The organism is Agrobacterium vitis, assembly GCF_013337045.2.
Taxonomy (GTDB): Bacteria; Pseudomonadota; Alphaproteobacteria; order Rhizobiales; family Rhizobiaceae; genus Allorhizobium; species Allorhizobium vitis_B.
In genome coordinates this window covers 1,048,943-1,069,248 of record NZ_CP118259.1, presented here as the reverse complement: position 1 = coordinate 1,069,248, position 20,306 = coordinate 1,048,943, and the positions used below count along the sequence as shown (strand labels likewise).

The 20,306-nt window shown below is 56.8% G+C and carries 17 protein-coding genes; 1 reads left to right on the top strand and 16 read right to left on the bottom strand.

Features of this window, described 5'->3' with window-relative positions; all coding sequences use genetic code 11:
* Positions 1-58 precede the first annotated feature (58 nt).
* From dnaE to G6L01_RS04940, 6 genes are all read right to left on the bottom strand, one after another.
* The gene (gene dnaE / locus G6L01_RS04965; protein ID WP_070167213.1) at positions 59-3,547 is read right to left on the bottom strand and encodes a DNA polymerase III subunit alpha; all 3,489 of its coding nucleotides are present in this window, start codon (positions 3,545-3,547) and stop codon (positions 59-61) included.
* 579 nt (positions 3,548-4,126) lie between these two features.
* Positions 4,127-4,816, bottom strand: a complete 690-nt coding sequence (locus G6L01_RS04960; RefSeq protein ID WP_015915671.1) for an ABC transporter ATP-binding protein — start codon at positions 4,814-4,816, stop codon at positions 4,127-4,129.
* A 14-nt stretch (positions 4,817-4,830) separates the two neighbouring features.
* On the bottom strand, positions 4,831-6,138 hold the full coding sequence (locus G6L01_RS04955) for a lipoprotein-releasing ABC transporter permease subunit (RefSeq protein ID WP_015915670.1): 1,308 nt from the start codon (positions 6,136-6,138) through the stop codon (positions 4,831-4,833).
* A 19-nt stretch (positions 6,139-6,157) separates the two neighbouring features.
* Entirely contained in the window at positions 6,158-7,480 is a 1,323-nt protein-coding gene (proS, locus tag G6L01_RS04950; RefSeq protein ID WP_070167214.1) for a proline--tRNA ligase, read from the bottom strand.
* A 613-nt stretch (positions 7,481-8,093) separates the two neighbouring features.
* Positions 8,094-8,363, bottom strand: coding sequence for a DUF1467 family protein (locus G6L01_RS04945; RefSeq protein ID WP_060715757.1), 270 nt, complete (start codon positions 8,361-8,363; stop codon positions 8,094-8,096).
* A gap of 156 nt (positions 8,364-8,519) precedes the next feature.
* Positions 8,520-9,113 (bottom strand): TetR/AcrR family transcriptional regulator, encoded by a 594-nt coding sequence (locus G6L01_RS04940; protein WP_070167215.1) that lies wholly within the window; start codon positions 9,111-9,113, stop codon positions 8,520-8,522.
* Positions 9,114-9,269: 156 nt separating this feature from the next.
* Between G6L01_RS04940 and G6L01_RS04935 the strand changes: the two genes are divergently transcribed.
* A complete protein-coding gene (locus G6L01_RS04935) occupies positions 9,270-9,668 on the top strand; it encodes a RidA family protein (RefSeq protein ID WP_070167216.1) in 399 nt (132 codons plus the stop codon).
* A gap of 29 nt (positions 9,669-9,697) precedes the next feature.
* Here G6L01_RS04935 and mce read toward each other — a convergent pair whose 3' ends face one another.
* From mce to nuoH, 10 genes are all read right to left on the bottom strand, one after another.
* A complete protein-coding gene (gene mce / locus G6L01_RS04930; protein ID WP_070167217.1) occupies positions 9,698-10,102 on the bottom strand; it encodes a methylmalonyl-CoA epimerase in 405 nt (134 codons plus the stop codon).
* 95 nt (positions 10,103-10,197) lie between these two features.
* Positions 10,198-11,865, bottom strand: coding sequence for a ribonuclease J (locus G6L01_RS04925; RefSeq protein ID WP_070167218.1), 1,668 nt, complete (start codon positions 11,863-11,865; stop codon positions 10,198-10,200).
* Positions 11,862-12,650, bottom strand: coding sequence for a biotin--[acetyl-CoA-carboxylase] ligase (locus tag G6L01_RS04920; protein ID WP_070167219.1), 789 nt, complete (start codon positions 12,648-12,650; stop codon positions 11,862-11,864). Before G6L01_RS04920 ends, G6L01_RS04925 begins: the two co-directional genes overlap by 4 nt.
* Positions 12,647-14,086, bottom strand: coding sequence for an NADH-quinone oxidoreductase subunit NuoN (nuoN, locus tag G6L01_RS04915; protein WP_070167220.1), 1,440 nt, complete (start codon positions 14,084-14,086; stop codon positions 12,647-12,649). The genes G6L01_RS04920 and nuoN overlap by 4 nt, the downstream gene beginning before the upstream one ends.
* A gap of 17 nt (positions 14,087-14,103) precedes the next feature.
* Entirely contained in the window at positions 14,104-15,615 is a 1,512-nt protein-coding gene (locus tag G6L01_RS04910; RefSeq protein WP_070167221.1) for an NADH-quinone oxidoreductase subunit M, read from the bottom strand.
* Entirely contained in the window at positions 15,615-17,606 is a 1,992-nt protein-coding gene (gene nuoL / locus G6L01_RS04905; protein WP_060715764.1) for an NADH-quinone oxidoreductase subunit L, read from the bottom strand. Before nuoL ends, G6L01_RS04910 begins: the two co-directional genes overlap by 1 nt.
* A gap of 7 nt (positions 17,607-17,613) precedes the next feature.
* On the bottom strand, positions 17,614-17,922 hold the full coding sequence (nuoK, locus tag G6L01_RS04900; protein WP_015915659.1) for an NADH-quinone oxidoreductase subunit NuoK: 309 nt from the start codon (positions 17,920-17,922) through the stop codon (positions 17,614-17,616).
* Positions 17,923-17,954: 32 nt separating this feature from the next.
* Positions 17,955-18,569: an NADH-quinone oxidoreductase subunit J gene (locus G6L01_RS04895; RefSeq protein ID WP_060715766.1), complete on the bottom strand. Its 615-nt coding sequence runs from the start codon at positions 18,567-18,569 to the stop codon at positions 17,955-17,957.
* Between the two features lie 154 nt (positions 18,570-18,723).
* Positions 18,724-19,215 (bottom strand): NADH-quinone oxidoreductase subunit NuoI, encoded by a 492-nt coding sequence (gene nuoI / locus G6L01_RS04890; RefSeq protein WP_015915657.1) that lies wholly within the window; start codon positions 19,213-19,215, stop codon positions 18,724-18,726.
* Between the two features lie 40 nt (positions 19,216-19,255).
* On the bottom strand, positions 19,256-20,299 hold the full coding sequence (nuoH, locus tag G6L01_RS04885; protein WP_060715767.1) for an NADH-quinone oxidoreductase subunit NuoH: 1,044 nt from the start codon (positions 20,297-20,299) through the stop codon (positions 19,256-19,258).
* Between the last annotated feature and the right edge of the window lie 7 nt (positions 20,300-20,306).

The following is a 20,306-nucleotide window of genomic DNA, read 5'->3' as shown; positions in this document are numbered from 1 at the left end:
TAATCCGCGTGGTCTGAGCCCGTGCCGCAGTTTTGCGAGAGCGACGCCACAAAGGTGCCTATACCAATTCAACATCCACCACGCCCGGCGCGGACCGCATGGCGGCGGCAATTTCGGGCGTGATGCGGAAACGTTGATTGAGTTCGACCTCGATTTCGCGGCGGCCATCCTCCTTGATCACGACGAAGGAAACCAGTCCATCGCCCTTGGTGTTGAGATGGGCGGCCAGCGCCCGCAAGGGGCCGGAATCGCGCAGATAGACGCGCAGCGTCTTTTGCATCTGCAAGGATTTCTCTTCCAGAGATTGCGCCGTCTGGATACGAAGACCAATGCCTTCCGGTCGTTCTTCGGCAGCAACCGTGATCACCAATGACTTGCCCGATTCGAGCAGGTCGCGATACTGGTTCAAGCCTTCCGAAAACAGCACCGCCTCGAACTGGCCAGTGGCATCCGAGAAGGTAACGATGCCCATTTTGTTTCCGGTTCGCGTCTTGCGCTCCTGCTTTGAAATCACCGTCCCAGCCAGCCGGCCAGCCGTCGCACCCTGGCGCACAGCGCCGGAAAAGTCAGCGAAATTCTGCACGCGCATCTTTTCCAGCAGCGGTTTATAGGTGTCGAGCGGATGAGCCGACAGATAGAAACCCAGAACCTGAAACTCCCGCATCAGCTTTTCAGATGGCAGCCAGGGCGTATAGGTCGGAAAGGAAATCCGTTCCGGCCCTGTGGCGCCGCCAGAGCCGAACATATCCGACTGGCCGCTGACGGCATTTTCCTGGGCGCGCTGCGCATAGCCGATGATCCGGTCCATGCCAGCCAACAGTTCGGGACGATCGCGGCCAAAGCAATCGAAGGCACCGGCAAAAATCAGGCTTTCAAACACCCGGCGATTGATCTGCTTCGGGTCGATCCGCAGACAAAAATCCTCCAGATCGGCAAAGGGCGTATCGGCGCGGACCGCCACGATATGCTCGACGGCTGCATCACCGACGCCCTTCAAGGCGGCCAATGAATAGTAAATCCTGTTCGGACCGGTCTGGAAGTGCCGGAAAGACGTCTGCACCGAGGGCGGCACCACCTCAATACCGAGACGCCCGGCGTCCTGGCGAAAATCCACCAGTTTTTCGGTATTGGCCATATCGAGTGTCATCGACGCGGCCAGAAACTCCACCGGATAATGCGCCTTCATATAGGCGGTCTGGTAGGAGACAATGGCATAGGCGGCAGCGTGGGATTTGTTGAAGCCGTAATTGGCAAACTTTGCCAACAGGTCGAAAATGTTGTCGGCCTGGGGCTTTGAGACCCCATTCTTCACCGCACCATCGACGAAACGGGCGCGCTGCTTATCCATTTCCTCCTTGATCTTCTTACCCATGGCGCGGCGCAGAAGATCCGCTTCACCGAGCGAATAGCCCGACAGAACCTGGGCCACCTGCATGACCTGCTCCTGATAGACGATAACCCCCTGGGTTTCCTTCAGCAGGTAATCGATGGTCGGATGGATCGATTCGATCTCCTCCTCGCCATGCTTGCGGGCATTGTAGACCGGAATATTTTCCATCGGGCCAGGGCGATAAAGCGCCACTAGCGCGATAATATCCTCGATACAGTCGGGCCGCATGCCGATCAGCGCCTTGCGCATGCCGGCACTTTCCACCTGGAACACACCGACGGTCTCACCGCGTGACAGCATTTGATAGGTTTTTTCGTCGTCCAGCGGAATGGTCGCCAGATCGATCTCGATATCGCGCAGCCGGCAGAAATCCACAGCGGTTTTCAGCACCGTCAGCGTCTTCAATCCGAGAAAGTCGAACTTGACCAGCCCGGCCTGTTCCACCCATTTCATGTTGAACTGGGTGACCGGCATATCCGAACGCGGATCGCGATACATCGGCACCAGCTTGGACAGCGGGCGGTCACCGATAACAATACCGGCGGCATGGGTGGAGGCGTGGCGATAAAGCCCCTCGATCTTCTGGGCGATATCCAGCAGACGGGCGACGACCGGTTCCTTCTCCGCCTCCTCCTGAAACTTTGGCTCTTCTTCAATCGCCTTGGACAAGGGGGTCGGATTGGCCGGATTGTTCGGCACCAGCTTGCAGATCCTGTCGACCTGCCCATAGGGCATTTCCAGCACCCGGCCAACGTCACGCAAGGCTGCACGGGCCTGGAGCGACCCGAAGGTGATGATCTGCGCCACCTGTTCGCGCCCATATTTGCGCTGCACATAACGGATCACCTCTTCACGGCGATCCTGGCAGAAGTCGATGTCGAAGTCGGGCATCGAGACGCGCTCAGGATTGAGGAAGCGTTCGAACAGCAGGGAGAACCGCAGCGGATCGACATCGGTAATGGTCAGGGCATAGGCAACCAGCGAACCCGCACCGGAACCACGGCCGGGGCCAACTGGAATGTCCTGGCTCTTGGCCCATTTGATGAAGTCGGCAACGATCAGGAAGTAGCCGGGAAATTTCATCCGCTCAATGACGCCGAGTTCGAAATCCAGCCGGTCTCGATATTCCTTTTCCTCGTAGCCTGGCGCCATGCCAAGCTTCGCCAGCCGGTCGTCCAATCCCTCGATAGCTTGACGGCGTAACTCCCCGGCTTCAGCGCGCTCGGCCTCTTCCGGATCGTCACTGCCACCGGTAAAGCGCGGCAATATAGGATTGCGGGTATCGAGAACGAAAGAACAGCGGCTGGCAATCTCCACCGTGTTTTCAAGCGCTTCCGGCAGATCCTTAAACAAGGCCTGCATTTCCTTGCGACTTTTCAGATAATGATCCGGTGTCAGGCGAAACCGGCGGTCGTCGGACACGATGGCATTATGGGCAACCGCCATCAGCGCGTCATGGGCATCATAATCGTCACGGCTGGGAAAGAAGGCCTCATTGGTGGCAACCAATGGAATGTCGTGATCATAAGCCAGCGCGATCATCCGGCTTTCATGCACCCGGTCATAGCCTTGGTGGCGCTGCAATTCGAGATAAAGCCGATCACCGAACAGGGATTTGAGCGTCTGAAGCCGCGACAGCGCCTGGGCGTGATGGCCGTCCTTCAACGGCAGATCGACCGGACCGCCTGATGCACCCGTCAGGGCGATCAGGCCATCCGTGCCGATCTCTTCCAGCCAGGATGCGGTGATATGCACGGATTGATTATTGTCGCCTTGAAGATAGGCACGACTGACGAGGTCCACCAACCGCTCGTAACCCGCCGGATCGGCAGCCAGAAGAACGATGGCGGGATATTTGGCAAGAGAGCTATTGCCCCGCTTTTCCTCACTGGCGTCTTCCATATCGATGGACAATTGACAGCCAATGATCGGCTGCAAGCCATCGCCGAGCGCCTTCTGGGAAAATTCCAGAGCGATGAACAGGTTATTGGTATCGGTAATGGCAATGGCCGGTTGCTGGTCAGACGCAACCTTGCTCAGGATCTTCTTCAGCGGCAGCGCACCTTCCAGCAGCGAATAGGCGGAATGCACTCTCAAATGGACGAAACCTGGACCCGCCTTCACTACAGCCTGTCCGCTTGCGCCCATATTACTCATTGCATCCATCCTGCTTGCTTGTCGCCGCTACACACTGAAGACCGCCGCCATAAAACTTCTCGTTAAACCGAAATCGGCCCAAGGAAAAAGCAATGCAGCAGATGAAAGTGTTACCGCGTCCGATGTGCATTTAACAAAACGCACGGCGCTGTATGGAGGTTATTGTCCTAGGTTTGGCCTGCCATGTCCAGAAGACATGCAGCCTCACTGCCACCTATCCCCTTAAAGCGACGTGTGCCTTTGGCAGGCCCATCCAGGTCAGATCGCGCCAAGACGATGCCCGGCATTTCAAAAAGCCAACGCCAGAACAGACAAGCTGGCGATAAAAACAGCCAGCGATGCGAATGCGGCGATGTCATGCAGAATGTCACTCATAGCTCACTCCTGTCTGGTTATGTATTCACTTTGTTCTCCTTTTGTTTGTTCGTCAACAGAAATTTTTCCAATCATTTGTCTGCCGAAACCGGTTTCCATTTTTCTCTGACAAACTCTATGCACCATACGAAAAGCCCGCCGATAAAGTGATCGACGGGCTTTGATATCTCTAATGTAAAAAGTTCTTTCCAGACCCGTGGGCAATTACAAATCGAAATCGACGATTCTGCCGTCCTGAAGCGTGACGCAGCGGTCCATCCGCCGGGCGAGTTCATGATTATGGGTGGCGATCAACGCCGCAAGGCCAGACTGGCGCACCAGCGCTTCCAGGGCGGAAAACACGTAAGCCGCGGTTTCCGGATCGAGATTGCCGGTCGGCTCGTCCGCAAGCAGCAATAGCGGTGCATTGGCGACAGCCCGGGCAATGGCCACGCGCTGCTGTTCGCCGCCGGAAAGCTCGGCGGGCCGGTGGTCGCCGCGATGACCGATGCGCATGTAATCGAGCAAAGCCTTGGCGCGCTTGCTGGCTTCCGGAATGCTCAGGCCCGCGATCATCTGCGGCATCATGATATTTTCAAGCGCCGAAAACTCCGGCAACAGGTGATGGAACTGATAGACGAAGCCAATGCTGGTGCGGCGCATGGCCGTGCGGCCTTCCTCGGACAATTCATTGCAACGGGTGCCGCCAATCAGCACGTCGCCATCGGTCGGATGTTCCAGCAACCCGGCAATATGCAGCAGGGTGGACTTGCCCGTGCCCGAAGGAGCAACCAGAGCGACGGTTTCGCCTTCGTATAATTTTAGTCCGGCACCTTTCAGAATCGAAAGCTTGGTTTCGCCTTCCCCATAGGTGCGCGAGACCTCCGAAATTTCAAGAACAGGGTTGTTCGCCATGGATCCGCTGTTCCTTATTCGTAACGCAGGGCTTGCACGGGATCGAGCCGGGCCGCCCGCCATGCCGGAAAGATGGTGGCGATAAAGGACAGGGTCAGCGACATGATAATCACCGAAACCGTTTCACCAAAGCTCATATCCGCTGGCAATTTGCTGAGGAAATAGAGTTGCGGATCAAACAACACAGTACCGGAGACCCAGGAGAAGAAATTCCGGATCGATTCGATGTTCAGACAGACCAGCACGCCCAGTCCCACGCCTGCGAATGTGCCAGCGATGCCGATGGCCGCACCTGTCATGAAGAAGATCCGAAGGATCGAACTTGAACTGGCGCCCATGGTCTTCAGAATGGCGATATCGCTGCTCTTGTCCTTTACCAGCATGATCAGGCCGGAGATGATGTTCAGCGCCGCGACGATGACGATCAATGTCAGGATCATGAACATCACATTGCGCTCCACCTGCAAGGCGGAGAAGAAGGTCTGGTTGCGCTGGCGCCAATCGCTGATAAACACCTGCCGACCCGCTGCCGCCTCGACCTTGGGACGGAGTTCATCGATGTCGTCAGGATTGGTGACAAACAATTCGATGGATTGCACCACGCCTTCCGCGTTGAAATAGAGCTGCGATTCTTCAAGCGGCATATAGATAATCGAAGAATCATATTCCGACATGCCGATCTCAAACGTACCGGAAATCTTGTAGGATTTGACCCGCGGGTTGACACCCATCGGCGTCACGTCCCCCTCTGGCGAGACCAGGGTGATGGAATCGCCCGCCTGCAAGCCGAGATCGTTGGCCATGCGCGAACCAATCAGCACGCCTTGGCCGGACGTGAAGCCAACCATGTCGCCGGTCTTGATATTTGCCGCTACTTCCTTGAGCTTCAACAGGTCGTCGGGGCGGATGCCGCGCACCAGCGCACCCGTTCCAGCCCCGCCCTTGCCGGAGGCCAGAGTCTGCCCCTCGACCAACGGCAGCGCCATGGTGACCCCGGGCACGGCGGAGAATTTCTTGGCAAGATCGGCAAAGTCGGTGAAGGGACTATCGACCGGCTGAACGATCATATGCCCGTTTATGCCGAGGATACGAGAAATCAACTCGGTCCGAAAACCGTTCATGACAGCCATGACGATGATCAGGGTCGCAACCCCTAGCATAATGCCGACGAAGGAAAAGCCGGCAATGACCGAAATCACCGCCTCCTTGCGCCGAGCGCGCAGGTAGCGCCAGGCCACCATGCGCTCGAATGCGGAAAACGGCTTTGCGGATGACGGCACTGCGGTATCGCCTGCCGCAGAGCTTCCGGTTTCACTGCTCAATCTTGCCTCCTGGCGTCGCTCAACCGGCAAGACGGTTGATGGCGGCCTCGATGGTCATGGTTTCACGCTCGCCGGTTTTACGGTTCTTCAGCTCGACTTCGCCATTGGCGACCGACCTCGGACCGACGATCACCTGGTAGGGAACGCCGATCAAATCCGCGAGTGCGAATTTCGCACCGGCGCGATCATCGGTATCGTCGAGAAGAACATCCTTGCCGGCCTTGGTCAGCGCCCCGTACACGGTGTCGCATGCGCCATCGCAACCGGCATCCCCAGCCTTCATGTTGATGATGATAGCATCGAACGGCGCGACTGAAGCCGGCCAGATAATGCCATTTTCATCATGGGAAGCTTCGATAATGGCCGGAACAAGGCGGGTCGGACCGATACCGTAGGATCCCATGTGGACAAGATGTTCCTTACCGTCAGGTCCCTGCACCTTGGCGCCCATCGGCTCGGAATATTTGGTGCCGAAATAGAAGATATGACCGACCTCGATACCACGCGCGGAAATCTTCGCATCATCGGGCATGGCGCCGTAAGCCGCCTCATCATGCATTTCGGATGTGGCGGCATAGTTTGACGTCCAGTCGTCAAAAATCGCCTGAAGGCCAGCAACATCATCAAAATCGGTATCGGCAGCCGGAATGGCGCGATCCAAGAAGCTCTTGTGACAGAACACTTCCGATTCACCGGTATCGGCGAGAATGATGAATTCATGGCTGTGATTACCGCCGATCGGGCCGGTATCGGCGCGCATCGGAATGGCCCGCAGACCAAGCTGGTCGAAGGTCCTGAGATAGGCGGTAAACATCTTGTTATAGGAGTGAATGGCGGCTTCCTTCGTCAGATCGAAGGAATAGGCGTCTTTCATCAGAAATTCGCGCGACCGCATCGTGCCGAAGCGCGGCCTGATCTCATCACGGAATTTCAATTGTATGTGATAGAGGTTCAACGGCAGGCTCTTGTAGGACTTTACATAGGACCGGAAGATGTCCGTGACCATTTCCTCATTGGTGGGACCGTACAGCATGGGCCGGTCCTGGCGATCCTTGATCCGCAGCATTTCCTTGCCATAGTCGTCGTAGCGACCGCTTTCCTGCCAAAGCTCCGCCGATTGCAGCGTCGGCATCAGCAATTCCACTGCCCCTGCCCGGTTTTGCTCCTGACGAATGATCGCATTGACCTTGTCCAGCACGCGCTTGCCCAGCGGCAGCCAGGAGTAGATGCCCTGCGACTGCTGCCGGATCATGCCGGTGCGCAGCATCAGCCGATGAGAAACGATTTCCGCTTCCTTGGGATTTTCCTTCAGGATGGGCAAAAAATAACGGGAGAGACGCATACCGACTTCCATTGGTTAGGCGAGCCGCCTGTCGTGCGGAATCAGCCATATATCTGGTTTTTCTTGAAGCCTTCTAACCGTTTCGCACGCGGAAGAAAACCCGCCCCGTCCTTTTGTTCACGGCGGCGAAGGATAACAAGGCCCGCGGCCCAACCTGCCTCATGCAGAGACATCTTGAAGATGGGCTTGCTCTGGTTGGCCCATGACTGAACAGCTGACCAAACAACCGAGACTCTGCTCCAAAATAGGAGCAAATCACTCTCGCCTGGGCATTCGCTCACAGCTCAACCATGTCAAAATATTGACAAATCAGCAAAAATTTCCAGCTCATTTTCTTTTTTTAGAAAGCTGTAACAAAAATGCAAAAAGTTGATGACAAGTCTGCCTTGTTGAGCTAGTTTACGCTCACAAAACAGGCAGAAAGCTTAAATTTCTGCCGATTTCGCGGTTAAAGTCTTGGGAGGATCAGATCTTAGGCGCGGTCATTCGCAGCCCCTTAATTGGTGAAAGGTCACGCGACATTTCAATAACAAGGTCTTCGGGCCTTGTTTTTTTTTGCCCATATGGTGTGTCCGCTTACAGGACACACCCATTGCTTTGCGAATAACGGGGCTTAGCGAATATCAGGCATGACGTGCGGCAGATCGGAAAAACTGAAGCCGAAATAGCCCGACACGAAATTCCAGCCAAAAAAGATGACGGCGGCAACAATCGTCGTGGTGCCCATCACCCGCCAGAAGCGGAAGCCTGCTGGGGCGCTGGCCACAGTGCCTGGAACAATGTCGCTTTCTTCGTCCTGCGTCCGCACTCCAAAGGGCAGGACTGCAAACAGCGTAACCCACCAGAGAATGAAATAGATCGCTCCACCGGTAACCCAGGACATCACTTTTCCTCCCCGAAATGCACCCCGAACACAGTCGCAAGAACGCAATCTACAGCATCGGACCGAAAAGTGAAAACCGGTTCTGGGGAAAACCCGAGCCTATCAGTTGCGCCTTTCACACCGTGGTTCTTCAATCCGGCAGTGTGGGCCAACCAATCAAAGCGGATTGCGAAGCAGGCCTTCAGCCATGGCGCGGAAAGCCTCGACTGCCTTTGGCAAGACATTTTCCGGATCGTCGCTGGCCGCAATCCAAAGTGCCGCATCAAGGGCGGCCCCACTCAGGAGCCGTGCTGCGGCTTCCGCATCAACCGGCTTTAGGACTTCCTGAGCAATAAGGCTCTCCAAAGCCCGGCGGGTTATTTGAAGACAGGTGTTCTGGCTTGGCCATTGGGAGGGGTCACCCAACACTGCGGGGCCGTCAAGTAACACGATGCGCTGCACCTCTGGCTCCATTGCCATTTCGATATAGGCCACACCCTCAGCCAGCAGGCGCTGCCAGTCCGTCGCGGCATGAGAACCGATTTGCTGGGCGCGCGCGGCCATTTCCGAATCGATCTGGTCGACAACCGCCGCCAGCAGACCGCGCTTGTCGCCAAAGTTATGATACAGCGCACCGCGCGTCAGCCCCGCATGGGCGGTCAACTCGTCCATGGACGCCGCCGAATAGCCCTTTTCAGCAAAGGCTTTTCGTCCAGCCGCGATCAACTTGACGCGGTTTTCCTGCATCGTTTCTTGTCGGGACTTTATCATTTAGACCTCATTTCACATACGAAATGCATGTGAATTTGACATACGGTTCGTATACCGGTATTTCGCATACGAACCGTATACGAAATACCGGTTTCAGTGCGAAGCATCGCGCAGACCCACTCGCATTTTTATCCGATAATACAGAGAAGAGAAAAAATGGCTGAACGCGAAGCAATCTTTCCTGCCAACCGACATGCTCTTTACGAAGAACACGGTTATTCCGCCGCCATCCGCTCCGGTGACCTGTTGTTTGTCTCAGGTCAGGTCGGCAGCCGTGACGATGGAACACCCGAGCCTGATTTCAAGCGTCAAGTCCAACTGGCTTTTGAAAATCTTAGGGCTGTCTTGGGTGCTGCGGGATGCGGCTTGGAGGATATCGTCGATGTAACGACGTTTCACACGGACCCCGAACAGCAGTTTGCAATCATCATGCCTGTCAAGCAGGAGTTCTTTCACCGCGCACCCTATCCGAACTGGACGGCTGTTGGCGTCACCTGGCTTGCCGGTTTCGATTTTGAAATAAAGGTCATTGCCCGCATTCCAAAAATTCATTGAAACAGAACCGTCAAAGAGTCGGGGATTGCTTAGAGTTGCTCGAGTTCGATCAATGTCCCAGTAAAATCCTTGGGATGCAGAAAAAGAACCGGCTTGCCATGCGCGCCGATTTTCGGTTCGCCATCTCCCAAAACGCGAGCGCCTTTGGAAATCAGGCGGTCTCGCGCGGCATAAATATCATCGACCTCATAGCAAATATGGTGCATGCCACCATTGGGTGATTTCTCGAGAAAGGCTTTGATCGGAGAATGTTCGCCCAGCGGTGCCAGCAGCTCGACCTTGGTATTTGGCAGTTCGACAAAAACCACCGTCACACCATGCTCCGGCAAGGCTTGAGCAGCGGAAACCGTCGCGCCAAGCGTGTCAGCGTAAGTCTCCACCGCAGAGCCAAGATCTGGCACGGCGATGGCGATATGGTTGACCCGGCCCAGCATACCCTTCTCCCATATCTGCGCACATGGAGCACCATTATCACGAGATGAATGGCGCTCCATGTCTGTTTATAGCTGACCTATTCGGGCTCCGGCAATCAGACCTTGGTCACAAAAACCGTAACGACCGGCTTCTTGCCCCAACACTCATTGGCGGTGGAGCGCACAGCGCGACGGATACTTTCACGCAGAGCGCCAAGATCCTTGCGTCGGGTGCGCGGAATGCTCTCGACGGCGCTCAGCACGGCGTCATAGAGAATATCCTCCATGTCATCGCCTTCCAGATCTTCCGCTGGCAGGCCATGGGCAACCACTTCCGGATCGTCGCGGAACTCAAAGCGTTCGTCCAGGAGGACGCTGACCGAGACATGGCCTGCAAAAGACAGCTTACGCCGCTCACCAATGCCCATCTGCTCGAAATCGCCCAGCAGCTTGCCATCCTTGAAGACCCGGCCATACGGCGCTTCACCGATGACTTCGGCAGGACCAGGCGCCAGCCGCAGAATGTCGCCATTGCGCACTTTCGGCACCTGCGCAATCCCGGCTTCCAGAGCCAGTTTCTGCTGCGCCGTCAGGTGAGCCGCCTCGCCATGAACAGGGACAAGAATTTGCGGGCGCGTCCATTGGTACATCTGCAAAAGCTCGTTGCGACGTGGATGGCCGGAGACATGCACCAGCGCGTCGCTATCGGTAACGATGGTTACGCCCTGCTCGATCAGACCATTCTTGATATCGTTGATCGGCTTTTCATTGCCCGGAATAGCGCGAGACGAGAATACCACCGTGTCGCCTTTGGTCAGCGCCACATTGCGCATTTCATCGCGTGACAACTTGGCAAGTGCCGCGCGCGACTCACCTTGGCTGCCGGTCAGGATCACCACAACCTTGTCGCGGGGAATATAGCCATATTCGTCCTCGGCAATAAAAGGCTGCACGCCTTCCATCAAACCGACATCGCGCGCCACACCGACGACCCGCTTCAAGGAACTGCCCAGAAGCAGCACTTCGCGCCCAGCAGCCTCGGCCGCCTTGGCAATCGAGCGGATACGTCCGACATTGGACGAAAACGTGGTAATTGCCACGCGCCCTTCCGCCGTCTTGATGATTTTGCGCAATCCTTCCGAGACTTCCTGCTCGGAGGGAGAAACGCCCTCGCGCATCGCGTTGGTGCTATCGCACATGACAGCCAGCACGCCCTCGTCGCCGAGAGCACGGAACCGCGCCTCATCGGTCAGCGGGCCAAGCGACGGCGCATGGTCGATCTTCCAGTCACCGGTATGGATGACATTGCCAAGCGGCGTGCGAATAATCAGCGACATCGGCTCGGGAATCGAGTGATTGACATCCGAAGCCTCGACAACGAAGGGGCCGACATGGACCTTGTCGCCTGGCTTGAAGGGCGTTACCGGAATTTCAGCCCGGGTTCCCTCATAATTGCGCTTGGCTTCCAGCATGCCGGCGGTAAAACCCGAGGCATAGACCGGTACATTCAGGCCCGGCCAGATATCGTTCAATCCGCCATAATGATCTTCATGCGCGTGGGTGATGAAGATAGCCTTGAGCCGGTTTTTCTGCGAGAGAACGAAGCGGATGTCAGGCAACACCAGATCCACGCCCGGCAGATCGGGACCAGGGAAGGTCACGCCGCAGTCCACCATGATCCATTCCCGGTTCTTCGGCGGGCCAAAGCCGTAAAGCGCCAGGTTCATGCCAATTTCACCTACGCCGCCCAGCGGCAGAAATACCAGTTCGTCTGTCTTTGTCATTCTTTCCTTGGCCCATTCGGCTCGAAAAACACATCTCCCGCCGCAACTGGCGTGATGCCTAGCGAGCCCCGGTCGAGCAATAATATCCCTTTATCATCGATTCCTGAAAACACACCGGAAATCGACCGATCCGGGAGATTGACGGTGATTTTCTCGCCGATCCCACACGCCACCTGCCGCCAGCGCTGCATCACTGCCTTGACGCCGCGTCCGCGATCCCAAAGCGCCAGGGCATCGGCCATGGCGGCAAAAAGATGCGTGAAAAGCTCATCAGGTGTAACGGCTGCGCCATGCTCGGCGAGGGAAGCCGTGGGATACGGCGTTTCCGTGGGCTTGAAACCAAGATTGATGCCGATACCGATGACCAGGGCGTTGCGGCCATCCGGCGTCCGCTCGGCTTCCAGCAGAATGCCGGAGGTCTTGGCACGACCGATCAGCACGTCATTCGGCCATTTGATTTCCAAAGGCGGCGCACCCGGCGGCAACACGACGCCAATCGCATCATGCACGGCCACGGCCACGGCCAGGGGAAGCGAAGCCAGATCGGCCAACGGCGCCGGATCGATCAATAAAAGAGAGCTATAGAGATTGCCGGGCTCCGAGGCCCAAGGCCTGCCACGACGACCCCGGCCGCCTGTCTGGCGGTTGGCCGTGATCCAGAGATCACCCGGATCACCGTCACGGGCCCTGATCAGGCATTGCTGGTTGGTGGAATCCACCTCGTCCAGCGCAATATGTCGGAAGGCGTCGAGCGCCTTCCGACGATGGGTGGAATAGTCGCTCAACGGAACAAGGTCGCTGCCGCTGCCGACGCCGCACTGCCGATCGGACCACCGATCAACACATAGGCAATGACGAACAGACCGGACAGGCCAAAGACCACCCGCAACGTGCCAGACGTCGCGGCAAACTCGATCTTGGCATCGTCGAACCACATGACCTTGACGAGGCGCAGGTAGTAGTAGGCGCCGATAACCGAGGCCAGAACACCGATGATCGCCAGGGCATAGAGATGGGCCTCGATAGCCGCCAGGAAGACGAAATACTTCCCGAAGAAGCCCGCGAGCGGCGGAATACCGGCCAACGAGAACATCAGTGCCGTCAGAACGAAGGCCATGAACGGACGGGTCTGCGACAGACCAGCCAGATCATCCACTGTTTCAAGCGCTTCGCCCTCCTTGGTCCGCATCGCCATGATGCAGGCGAAGGTACCGAGATTCATAATCAGGTAGATCAGCATATAGAGCAGAACGCCCTCAATGCCCTGCTTGGAGCCAGCGGCCAGGCCGACCAGAGCGTAACCCATATGACCAATGGAGGAATAGGCCATCAGGCGCTTGATATTGCGCTGGCCGATGGCGGCGACCGAGCCCAGAACCATGGAGGCAATCGCGATGAACACGACGATCTGCTGCCATTCGGCGGTGATCGGCTGGAAGGCGTCGATAACGATGCGCACCAGGATCGCCATGGCGCCAACCTTTGGGGCGGCAGCAAGAAAGGCCGTGACGGGGGTCGGCGCGCCTTCGTAAACATCCGGTGTCCACATATGAAAGGGAACGGCGGAAATCTTGAAGGCGAGACCGGCCAGCACGAAGACCAGACCGAAAATAAGTCCGAGATTGGTGTGACCAGCGGCCAGGACGGCAGCGATCTTGTCGAACTCGACATTGCCGGTGAAGCCGTAGACCAGAGACATGCCGTAGAGCAACATGCCCGACGACAGGGCACCAAGCACGAAATATTTCAGGCCAGCTTCCGAAGACCGCGCGCTGTCGCGGTTCATGGCGGCGATGACGTAGAGCGCCAGAGACTGGAGTTCCAGCGACATATAAAGAGAGATCAGGCTATTGGCCGAGATCATCAAGAGAATGCCGAGGGTCGCCAGCACCAGCAAGACCGGAAACTCGAACTTGTCGAGATCGTTGGCGCGTGCCTGACCGAACGCCATCACCATCGTGGTGATGGAGCCAATCAGGGCCAGGACCTTCATGAAACGGGCATAGCCGTCAGAGATATAGGCACCGCCGAAGGCGACGCCATCGGCGGGCATCAACAGGATCCACGCGCAGGCAGCGGCCAGAAGCGCCACCGCCAGGCCCGTCACCAACGAGGTCTTGTTGGTGAACACGCCGATCATCAGCAATACCAGCGCGCCAACCGCAAGCAGAAGCTCCGGCGTGGCGAGATGCAGGCTTGCAAGGAGAGTTTCAGCATTCATGTCCAATGATCCTGTCGTCAGTTCACCAGGAGCGCAACATTTTGCGCAGCCTGCAGAGCAGCGGTGTAGTTATTCAAAAGCGCATCCACCGAAGCCGTCGTCACGTCGAAGATCGGGGCCGGATAGACACCGAACAGGATGGTAAGCGCGATCAACGGATAAAGCGTGACCTTTTCGCGGAAGGACAGATCGAGAAGCGCTTTCAGACTCTCCTTGTCCAGCGCCCCGAAAACGACCCGGCGATAAAGCCAGAGCGCGTAGGCCGCCGACAGGATAACGCCGGTGGCGGCAAACAACGCCACCCAGCTATTGGCGCGGAACGCACCGATCAGCGTCAGGAATTCGCCGATAAAGCCCGAGGTGCCAGGCAGGCCGACATTGGCCATGGTGAAGATCATAAAGGCCAGCGCGTATTTCGGCATGTTGTTGGCGAGACCGCCATAGGCGACGATTTCGCGGGTATGCATGCGATCATAGATCACGCCGACGCAGAGAAACAGCGCGCCTGAGACAAAGCCGTGGCTGATCATCTGGAAAACCGCACCCTGCAAGCCTTGGGTATTGGCAGCAAAGATACCAATCGTCACATAGCCCATATGAGCAATGGAGGAATAGGCGATTAGCTTCTTCATATCCTCCTGCATCAGCGCCACAAGCGAAGTGTAGATGATGGCGATAACGGAGAGCGCAAAGACCGCTGGTGCGAAATAGTCGGAGGCAAGCGGGAACATCGCCAGCGAAAAGCGAATGAACCCATAACCACCGAGCTTCAGCATGATCCCCGCCAGAATGACCGAACCAGCGGTCGGCGCCTGGACGTGCGCATCGGGAAGCCAGGTGTGGACAGGCCACATCGGCATCTTCACCGCGAAGGAAGCGAAGAAGGCCAGCCATAGCACCGTCTGCAGATGCGGCGGGAATTTATGAGCGAGAAGCGCTGCGATATCGGTCGTGCCGGCATCCCAGTACATTGCCATAATCGCCAGCATCATCAACACGGAGCCAAGCAGCGTATAGAGGAAGAACTTGTAGGACGCATAGACGCGGTCCTTACCACCCCAGACACCGATGATGATGAACATCGGGATCAGGCCCGCTTCGAAGAACACGTAGAACAGCACGATATCCAGCGACACGAACACGCCGACCATCATCACTTCAAGAATGAGGAAGGCGATCATGTATTCCTTGATCCGCTTCTGGACCGAGGTCCAGCTGGCGAGCACGCAGAACGGCATGAGGAACGCCGTCAACACCACGAACAGCATGGAAATGCCATCGACGCCGAGGTGATAGGCAATGCCGGTGCCGAGCCAGGGATGATTTTCCACCATCTGGAAGCCTGGATTGGCGTTATCGAAGCCGATCCAGATGAAAAGCGAGACAATGAAGGTCGCAACCGTCGTCAACAACGAAATGTTGAGAACGTTCCGGCGTCCGGATGGAGTGTCGCCATTCATCAGCAGCAGCAGGGCAACCCCGACCAGCGGCAGAAAGGTGACCGTTGAAAGAATTGGCCAATCGGTCATCAGATCGAACTCCCGAGCATCATCCAGGTAATAAGCGCTGCAATTCCGAGCAGCATTGCGAACGCATAGTGGTAGAGATAGCCGGATTGCAGCCGGACAACCCGCTGCGTCAGACCTGCGACCCCGGCGGCAACGCCGTTCGGGCCGTAGGCATCAATGGTGGCGACATCGCCCTTCTTCCACAGGAACCGTCCAAGCGCCTTGGCCGACCGTACGAAGAGGAAGTCATAAAGCTCGTCGAAATACCACTTGTTGAGCAGGAATTGGTAGAGAAGCCACTGGCTTTGCGCCAGTTTCTTCGGCGTTTCCGGCGACTTGATATACATGTACCAAGCCGTAACCAGGCCGACGAGCATGGCAACAAACGGGCTGAGCTTGACCCAGGTCGGAACGTGATGAACCTCATGGAGGACTTCATTATGCGCACCGGTAAACAATGCACCCTTCCAGAACTCGGCATAGGCTTCGCCAAAGAAATAGTCATGGAAGATAAAGCCAGCGAACAAGGCTCCTGCGGTCAGAAGGTAAAGCGGCACCAGCATGACCTGAGGCGATTCATGCACATGATGCATGACTTCGTGCGAGGCGCGCGGCTTGCCGAAGAAGGTCATGAACGCCAGGCGCCAGGAATAGAAGCTGGTGAACAGGGCGGCAATGACCAGAAGCACGAAGGCAAAGGTTGAAACGCCTGTGCCAGCGGCAAAGGAGGATTCGATAATCGCATCCTTGGAGAAGAAGCCTGCCGTACCGATCATCGTTCCCGGAATGCCAACACCTGTCAGCGCCAGATTGCCGATGGTCATCGCCCAGAAGGTCACTGGGATATGCTTGCGTAAGCCCCCCATGTGACGCATGTCCTGCTCGCCATCCACAGCATGAATGACCGAACCGGCACCAAGGAACAACAGGGCCTTGAAGAATGCGTGCGTGAACAGGTGGAAAATAGCCGCGCCATAAGCACCGACGCCAAGCGCCACGAACATGTAGCCAAGCTGCGAGCAGGTCGAATAGGCAATCACCCGCTTGATGTCGTTCTGCACGAGACCGACGGTGGCCGCGAAGAAGGCCGTGATCGCACCGACGATGGTGACGACAGTCAGGGCATCCGGCGACAATTCGAAGACTGGCGACATGCGGGCAACGAGGAAGACACCAGCGGTGACCATGGTTGCCGCGTGGATCAGAGCCGAAACCGGTGTCGGCCCCTCCATCGCATCCGGCAGCCAGGTATGCAGCAAGAATTGCGCCGACTTACCCATGGCGCCCATGAACAGCAGCAGGCAGGCTGCGGTTACCGCATGGCCCTTGTCGAGATGCATACCGAACAGATTGATGACAGCGTCACCGGCAGGTGCGCCTTCGGCTGGCAGATATGTCTGAGCCGAAGCGAAGATCGTCTCGAAATTGATCGAGCCAAACAGCACGAACAGCGTGGCGATGCCGAGAATAAAGCCAAAGTCGCCGACACGGTTGACGATGAAGGCTTTCATGGCAGCAGCCGTTGCCGAAGGTTTCTTGAACCAGAAACCGATCAGCAGGTAAGAGGCCAGACCGACGCCTTCCCAGCCGAAGAACATCTGCAGGAGATTGTCTGACGTGACCAGCATCAACATTGCAAAGGTAAACAGCGACAGATAGCTGAAAAAGCGAGGACGATGCGGATCGTGATGCATGTAGCCGATGGAATAGAGATGCACCAGCGTCGAGACGCTGTTGACCACCACCAGCATGACCGCCGTCAGCGTGTCGATCCTCAACGCCCATTCGACATCGATGCCGCCGACCTGAATCCAGCGCAGCACAGGAACCTTGATCAGCTCAGAATGACCGAAGCCAACCGAGATGAACACGTACCAGGACAGGGCCGCCGTCAGCACCATGAAGCCGGTGGTGATGAATTCCGATGCCTTGGCGCCGATCTGGCGACCGAACAGGCCGGCGATGAGCGCGCCAAGCAGCGGAAGAAAGACGATTGTCTTATACAATAGCATAGCCGTATCAGCCCTTCATCATGTTGACGTCTTCAACGGCGATCGATCCGCGGTTGCGGTAGAAGACAACGAGGATAGCAAGGCCGATCGCGGCTTCCGCAGCCGCGACGGTCAGGATAAACAGCGCGAAAACCTGGCCGACGATGTCATTGAGGAATGACGAGAAGGCCACCATGTTGACGTTGACCGCCAGAAGAATGAGTTCCACCGACATCAGGATAACGATGATGTTCTTTCGGTTCAGGAAGATACCGAAGACGCCCAGCATGAACAGGATCGCGCTGACGGTGAGATAATGGGAAAGTCCGATTTCCATTGTTCGTTTCCTTGAGATCCCTTGCCTTCAGCTCAGATGCCCTGGCCGGGCTTGACCTTGACCACCTTGATGGCAGTCGCCGGTCCACGTGCAACCTGGTGTGCAATATTCTGCCGCTTGATGTGCTGGCGGTGACGTAGCGTCAGCACGATGGCGCCGATCATGGCCACCAGCAGCACAAGGCCGGCAATTTGGAAGAAGAAGACATAATTGGTATAGAGCACATCGCCGAGCGCCGCCGTGTTCTGACGGTCCGCCAGTGCCGGGATCGGCATGGTGATCGCCTGCTTAGCAGCAGGCGAGATGACCGAGCCGCCGATCACGAAGATCAGTTCAGCTGCAACGATGGCACCGATCAAGGCCGCGAGGGGACCATGTTTCGAAGCCCCTGCCCTCAATTCCGTGAAGTCGATGTCCAGCATCATCACCACGAACAGGAAGAGCACTGCAACCGCGCCGACATAGACGACCAGCAGGATCATCGCCAGGAACTCGGCGCCCGTCAGCATGAACAGACCAGCCGCGTTGACGAAGGTGAGGATGAGGAACAAAACCGAATGAACCGGATTGCGTGACGAAATAACCATGAACGCCGACGCAATCGCGACAAAGGCGAAAAGGTAGAAAAAGATTGCCTGAAGACCCATGATGGTGCCTTTTCATCTTCCCCAGGAGCGCGGCGCGGCCGTGTCCCATGAAATGCCAGTGGCCCGGGCCGGACCATCCATGCATTTCGTTTCAATTTCAAACCGGGACGGACAGATTTTGTCCAGCCGCCATCGGTTTCCTCAAAAGACGATCTCAGCGGTAGGGAGCATCCTGCGCAAGATTGCGCGCGATTTCCCGCTCCCACCGATCTCCATTGGCCAGAAGCTTGGCCTTGTCGAAATAGAGTTCTTCGCGTGATTCCGTCGAGAATTCGAAATTCGGACCTTCGACGATCGCATCGACCGGGCAGGCTTCCTGGCAGAAGCCGCAATAGATGCATTTTACCATGTCGATATCGTAACGAACCGTGCGGCGCGTGCCATCGTTGCGGCGCGGGCCGGCTTCGATGGTGATCGCCTGGGCCGGACAGATCGCCTCGCATAATTTGCAGGCAATGCAACGCTCTTCCCCATTGGGATAACGGCGCAACGCATGCTCGCCGCGAAAGCGCGGGCTGACAGGGCCTTTCTCAAACGGATAGTTCACGGTCGCCTTCTGCTTGAAAAAGTAACGCATCGACAGGAAAAATGCGTTGACGAACTCTTTCAGAAACAGCGAGCGGACAGCCTGGGAAACACTTGCCATCTTCAAACTCCAATTCTGCCGAAATCTGCGGGGTGAAGGCTCATGCCCAGCCCCCCAGTTTCAACACGAATGCAACAATAACCACCATGGCCAGCGACAGCGGCAGGAACACTTTCCAGCCCAGGCGCATCAACTGGTCATAACGGTAGCGTGGAACGATCGCCTTGGTGATGCCGAACATGAAGAACACCAGCGTCGCCTTGAGGATGAACCAGATAATGCCCGGCACCCAGTTGAGTACGGCAATGTCCAACGGCGGCAACCAGCCCCCCAGGAACAGGATGGTGGTCAGGGCGCACATTAGCACGATGGCCGCATACTCACCCAGCATGAACATCATGTAAGGGGTCGATCCGTATTCCACCATGAAGCCGGCAACCAGTTCGGATTCAGCTTCCGGCAGGTCGAAGGGGGGACGATTTGTTTCCGCCAGCGCCGAGATGAAAAAGATCACAAACATCGGAAACAGCGACAACCAATGCCAATCCAGCAGCGAGGACGGCATGCCCATCATCGTGCCGAGACCATGGTTCTGGGAATTGACGATGTCGGTGAGGTTCAGAGATCCCGCACACAACAGCACCGTGACGATGACGAAGCCGATCGACACTTCGTAGGAGACCATCTGCGCCGCAGAGCGCAAAGCACCGAGGAATGGGTATTTCGAGTTGGACGCCCAGCCCCCCATGATGATGCCGTAGACTTCCAGCGAGGAAATCGCAAACACATAGAGAATGCCGACGTTGATATTGGCAATTACCCAGCCCTGGTTGAGCGGAATAACCGCCCAGGTCGCCAGAGCCAGCGTCACGGCTACAAGCGGCGCCAGGAGGAAAACGGCCTTATTGGCACCGGCCGGAATGATCGGTTCCTTGAACACGAATTTCAAAAGGTCGGCGAAGGACTGGAAAAGCCCCCAGGGACCCACCACATTGGGACCACGGCGCAATTGCACCGCCGCCCAGATCTTGCGGTCTGCCAACAGAATATAGGCAATGAACACCAGCAGGCAGACCAGCAGCAGCAGGGACTGGCCGATCATGATGGCCGCCGGCCACACATAGGTAGAAACGAAACTGTCCATGGTCCCT

What these genes read in the sequence shown, in the direction of transcription:
- nuoN (WP_070167220.1), bottom strand. Translation starts at nt 14,086, where the DNA reads ATGAATGCTGAAACTCTCCTTGCAAGCCTGCATCTCGCCACGCCGGAG.
- G6L01_RS04960 (WP_015915671.1), bottom strand. Translation starts at nt 4,816, where the DNA reads ATGGCGAACAACCCTGTTCTTGAAATTTCGGAGGTCTCGCGCACCTAT.
- G6L01_RS04925 (WP_070167218.1), bottom strand. Translation starts at nt 11,865, where the DNA reads ATGACAAAGACAGACGAACTGGTATTTCTGCCGCTGGGCGGCGTAGGT.
- mce (WP_070167217.1), bottom strand. Translation starts at nt 10,102, where the DNA reads ATGCTGGGCCGGGTCAACCATATCGCCATCGCCGTGCCAGATCTTGGC.
- G6L01_RS04945 (WP_060715757.1), bottom strand. Translation starts at nt 8,363, where the DNA reads ATGTCCTGGGTTACCGGTGGAGCGATCTATTTCATTCTCTGGTGGGTT.
- G6L01_RS04940 (WP_070167215.1), bottom strand. Translation starts at nt 9,113, where the DNA reads ATGATAAAGTCCCGACAAGAAACGATGCAGGAAAACCGCGTCAAGTTG.
- proS (WP_070167214.1), bottom strand. Translation starts at nt 7,480, where the DNA reads ATGCGTCTCTCCCGTTATTTTTTGCCCATCCTGAAGGAAAATCCCAAG.
- G6L01_RS04895 (WP_060715766.1), bottom strand. Translation starts at nt 18,569, where the DNA reads ATGGGTCTTCAGGCAATCTTTTTCTACCTTTTCGCCTTTGTCGCGATT.
- G6L01_RS04910 (WP_070167221.1), bottom strand. Translation starts at nt 15,615, where the DNA reads ATGACCGATTGGCCAATTCTTTCAACGGTCACCTTTCTGCCGCTGGTC.
- G6L01_RS04935 (WP_070167216.1), top strand. Translation starts at nt 9,270, where the DNA reads ATGGCTGAACGCGAAGCAATCTTTCCTGCCAACCGACATGCTCTTTAC.
- nuoH (WP_060715767.1), bottom strand. Translation starts at nt 20,299, where the DNA reads ATGGACAGTTTCGTTTCTACCTATGTGTGGCCGGCGGCCATCATGATC.
- dnaE (WP_070167213.1), bottom strand. Translation starts at nt 3,547, where the DNA reads ATGAGTAATATGGGCGCAAGCGGACAGGCTGTAGTGAAGGCGGGTCCA.
- nuoL (WP_060715764.1), bottom strand. Translation starts at nt 17,606, where the DNA reads ATGCTATTGTATAAGACAATCGTCTTTCTTCCGCTGCTTGGCGCGCTC.
- nuoK (WP_015915659.1), bottom strand. Translation starts at nt 17,922, where the DNA reads ATGGAAATCGGACTTTCCCATTATCTCACCGTCAGCGCGATCCTGTTC.
- nuoI (WP_015915657.1), bottom strand. Translation starts at nt 19,215, where the DNA reads ATGGCAAGTGTTTCCCAGGCTGTCCGCTCGCTGTTTCTGAAAGAGTTC.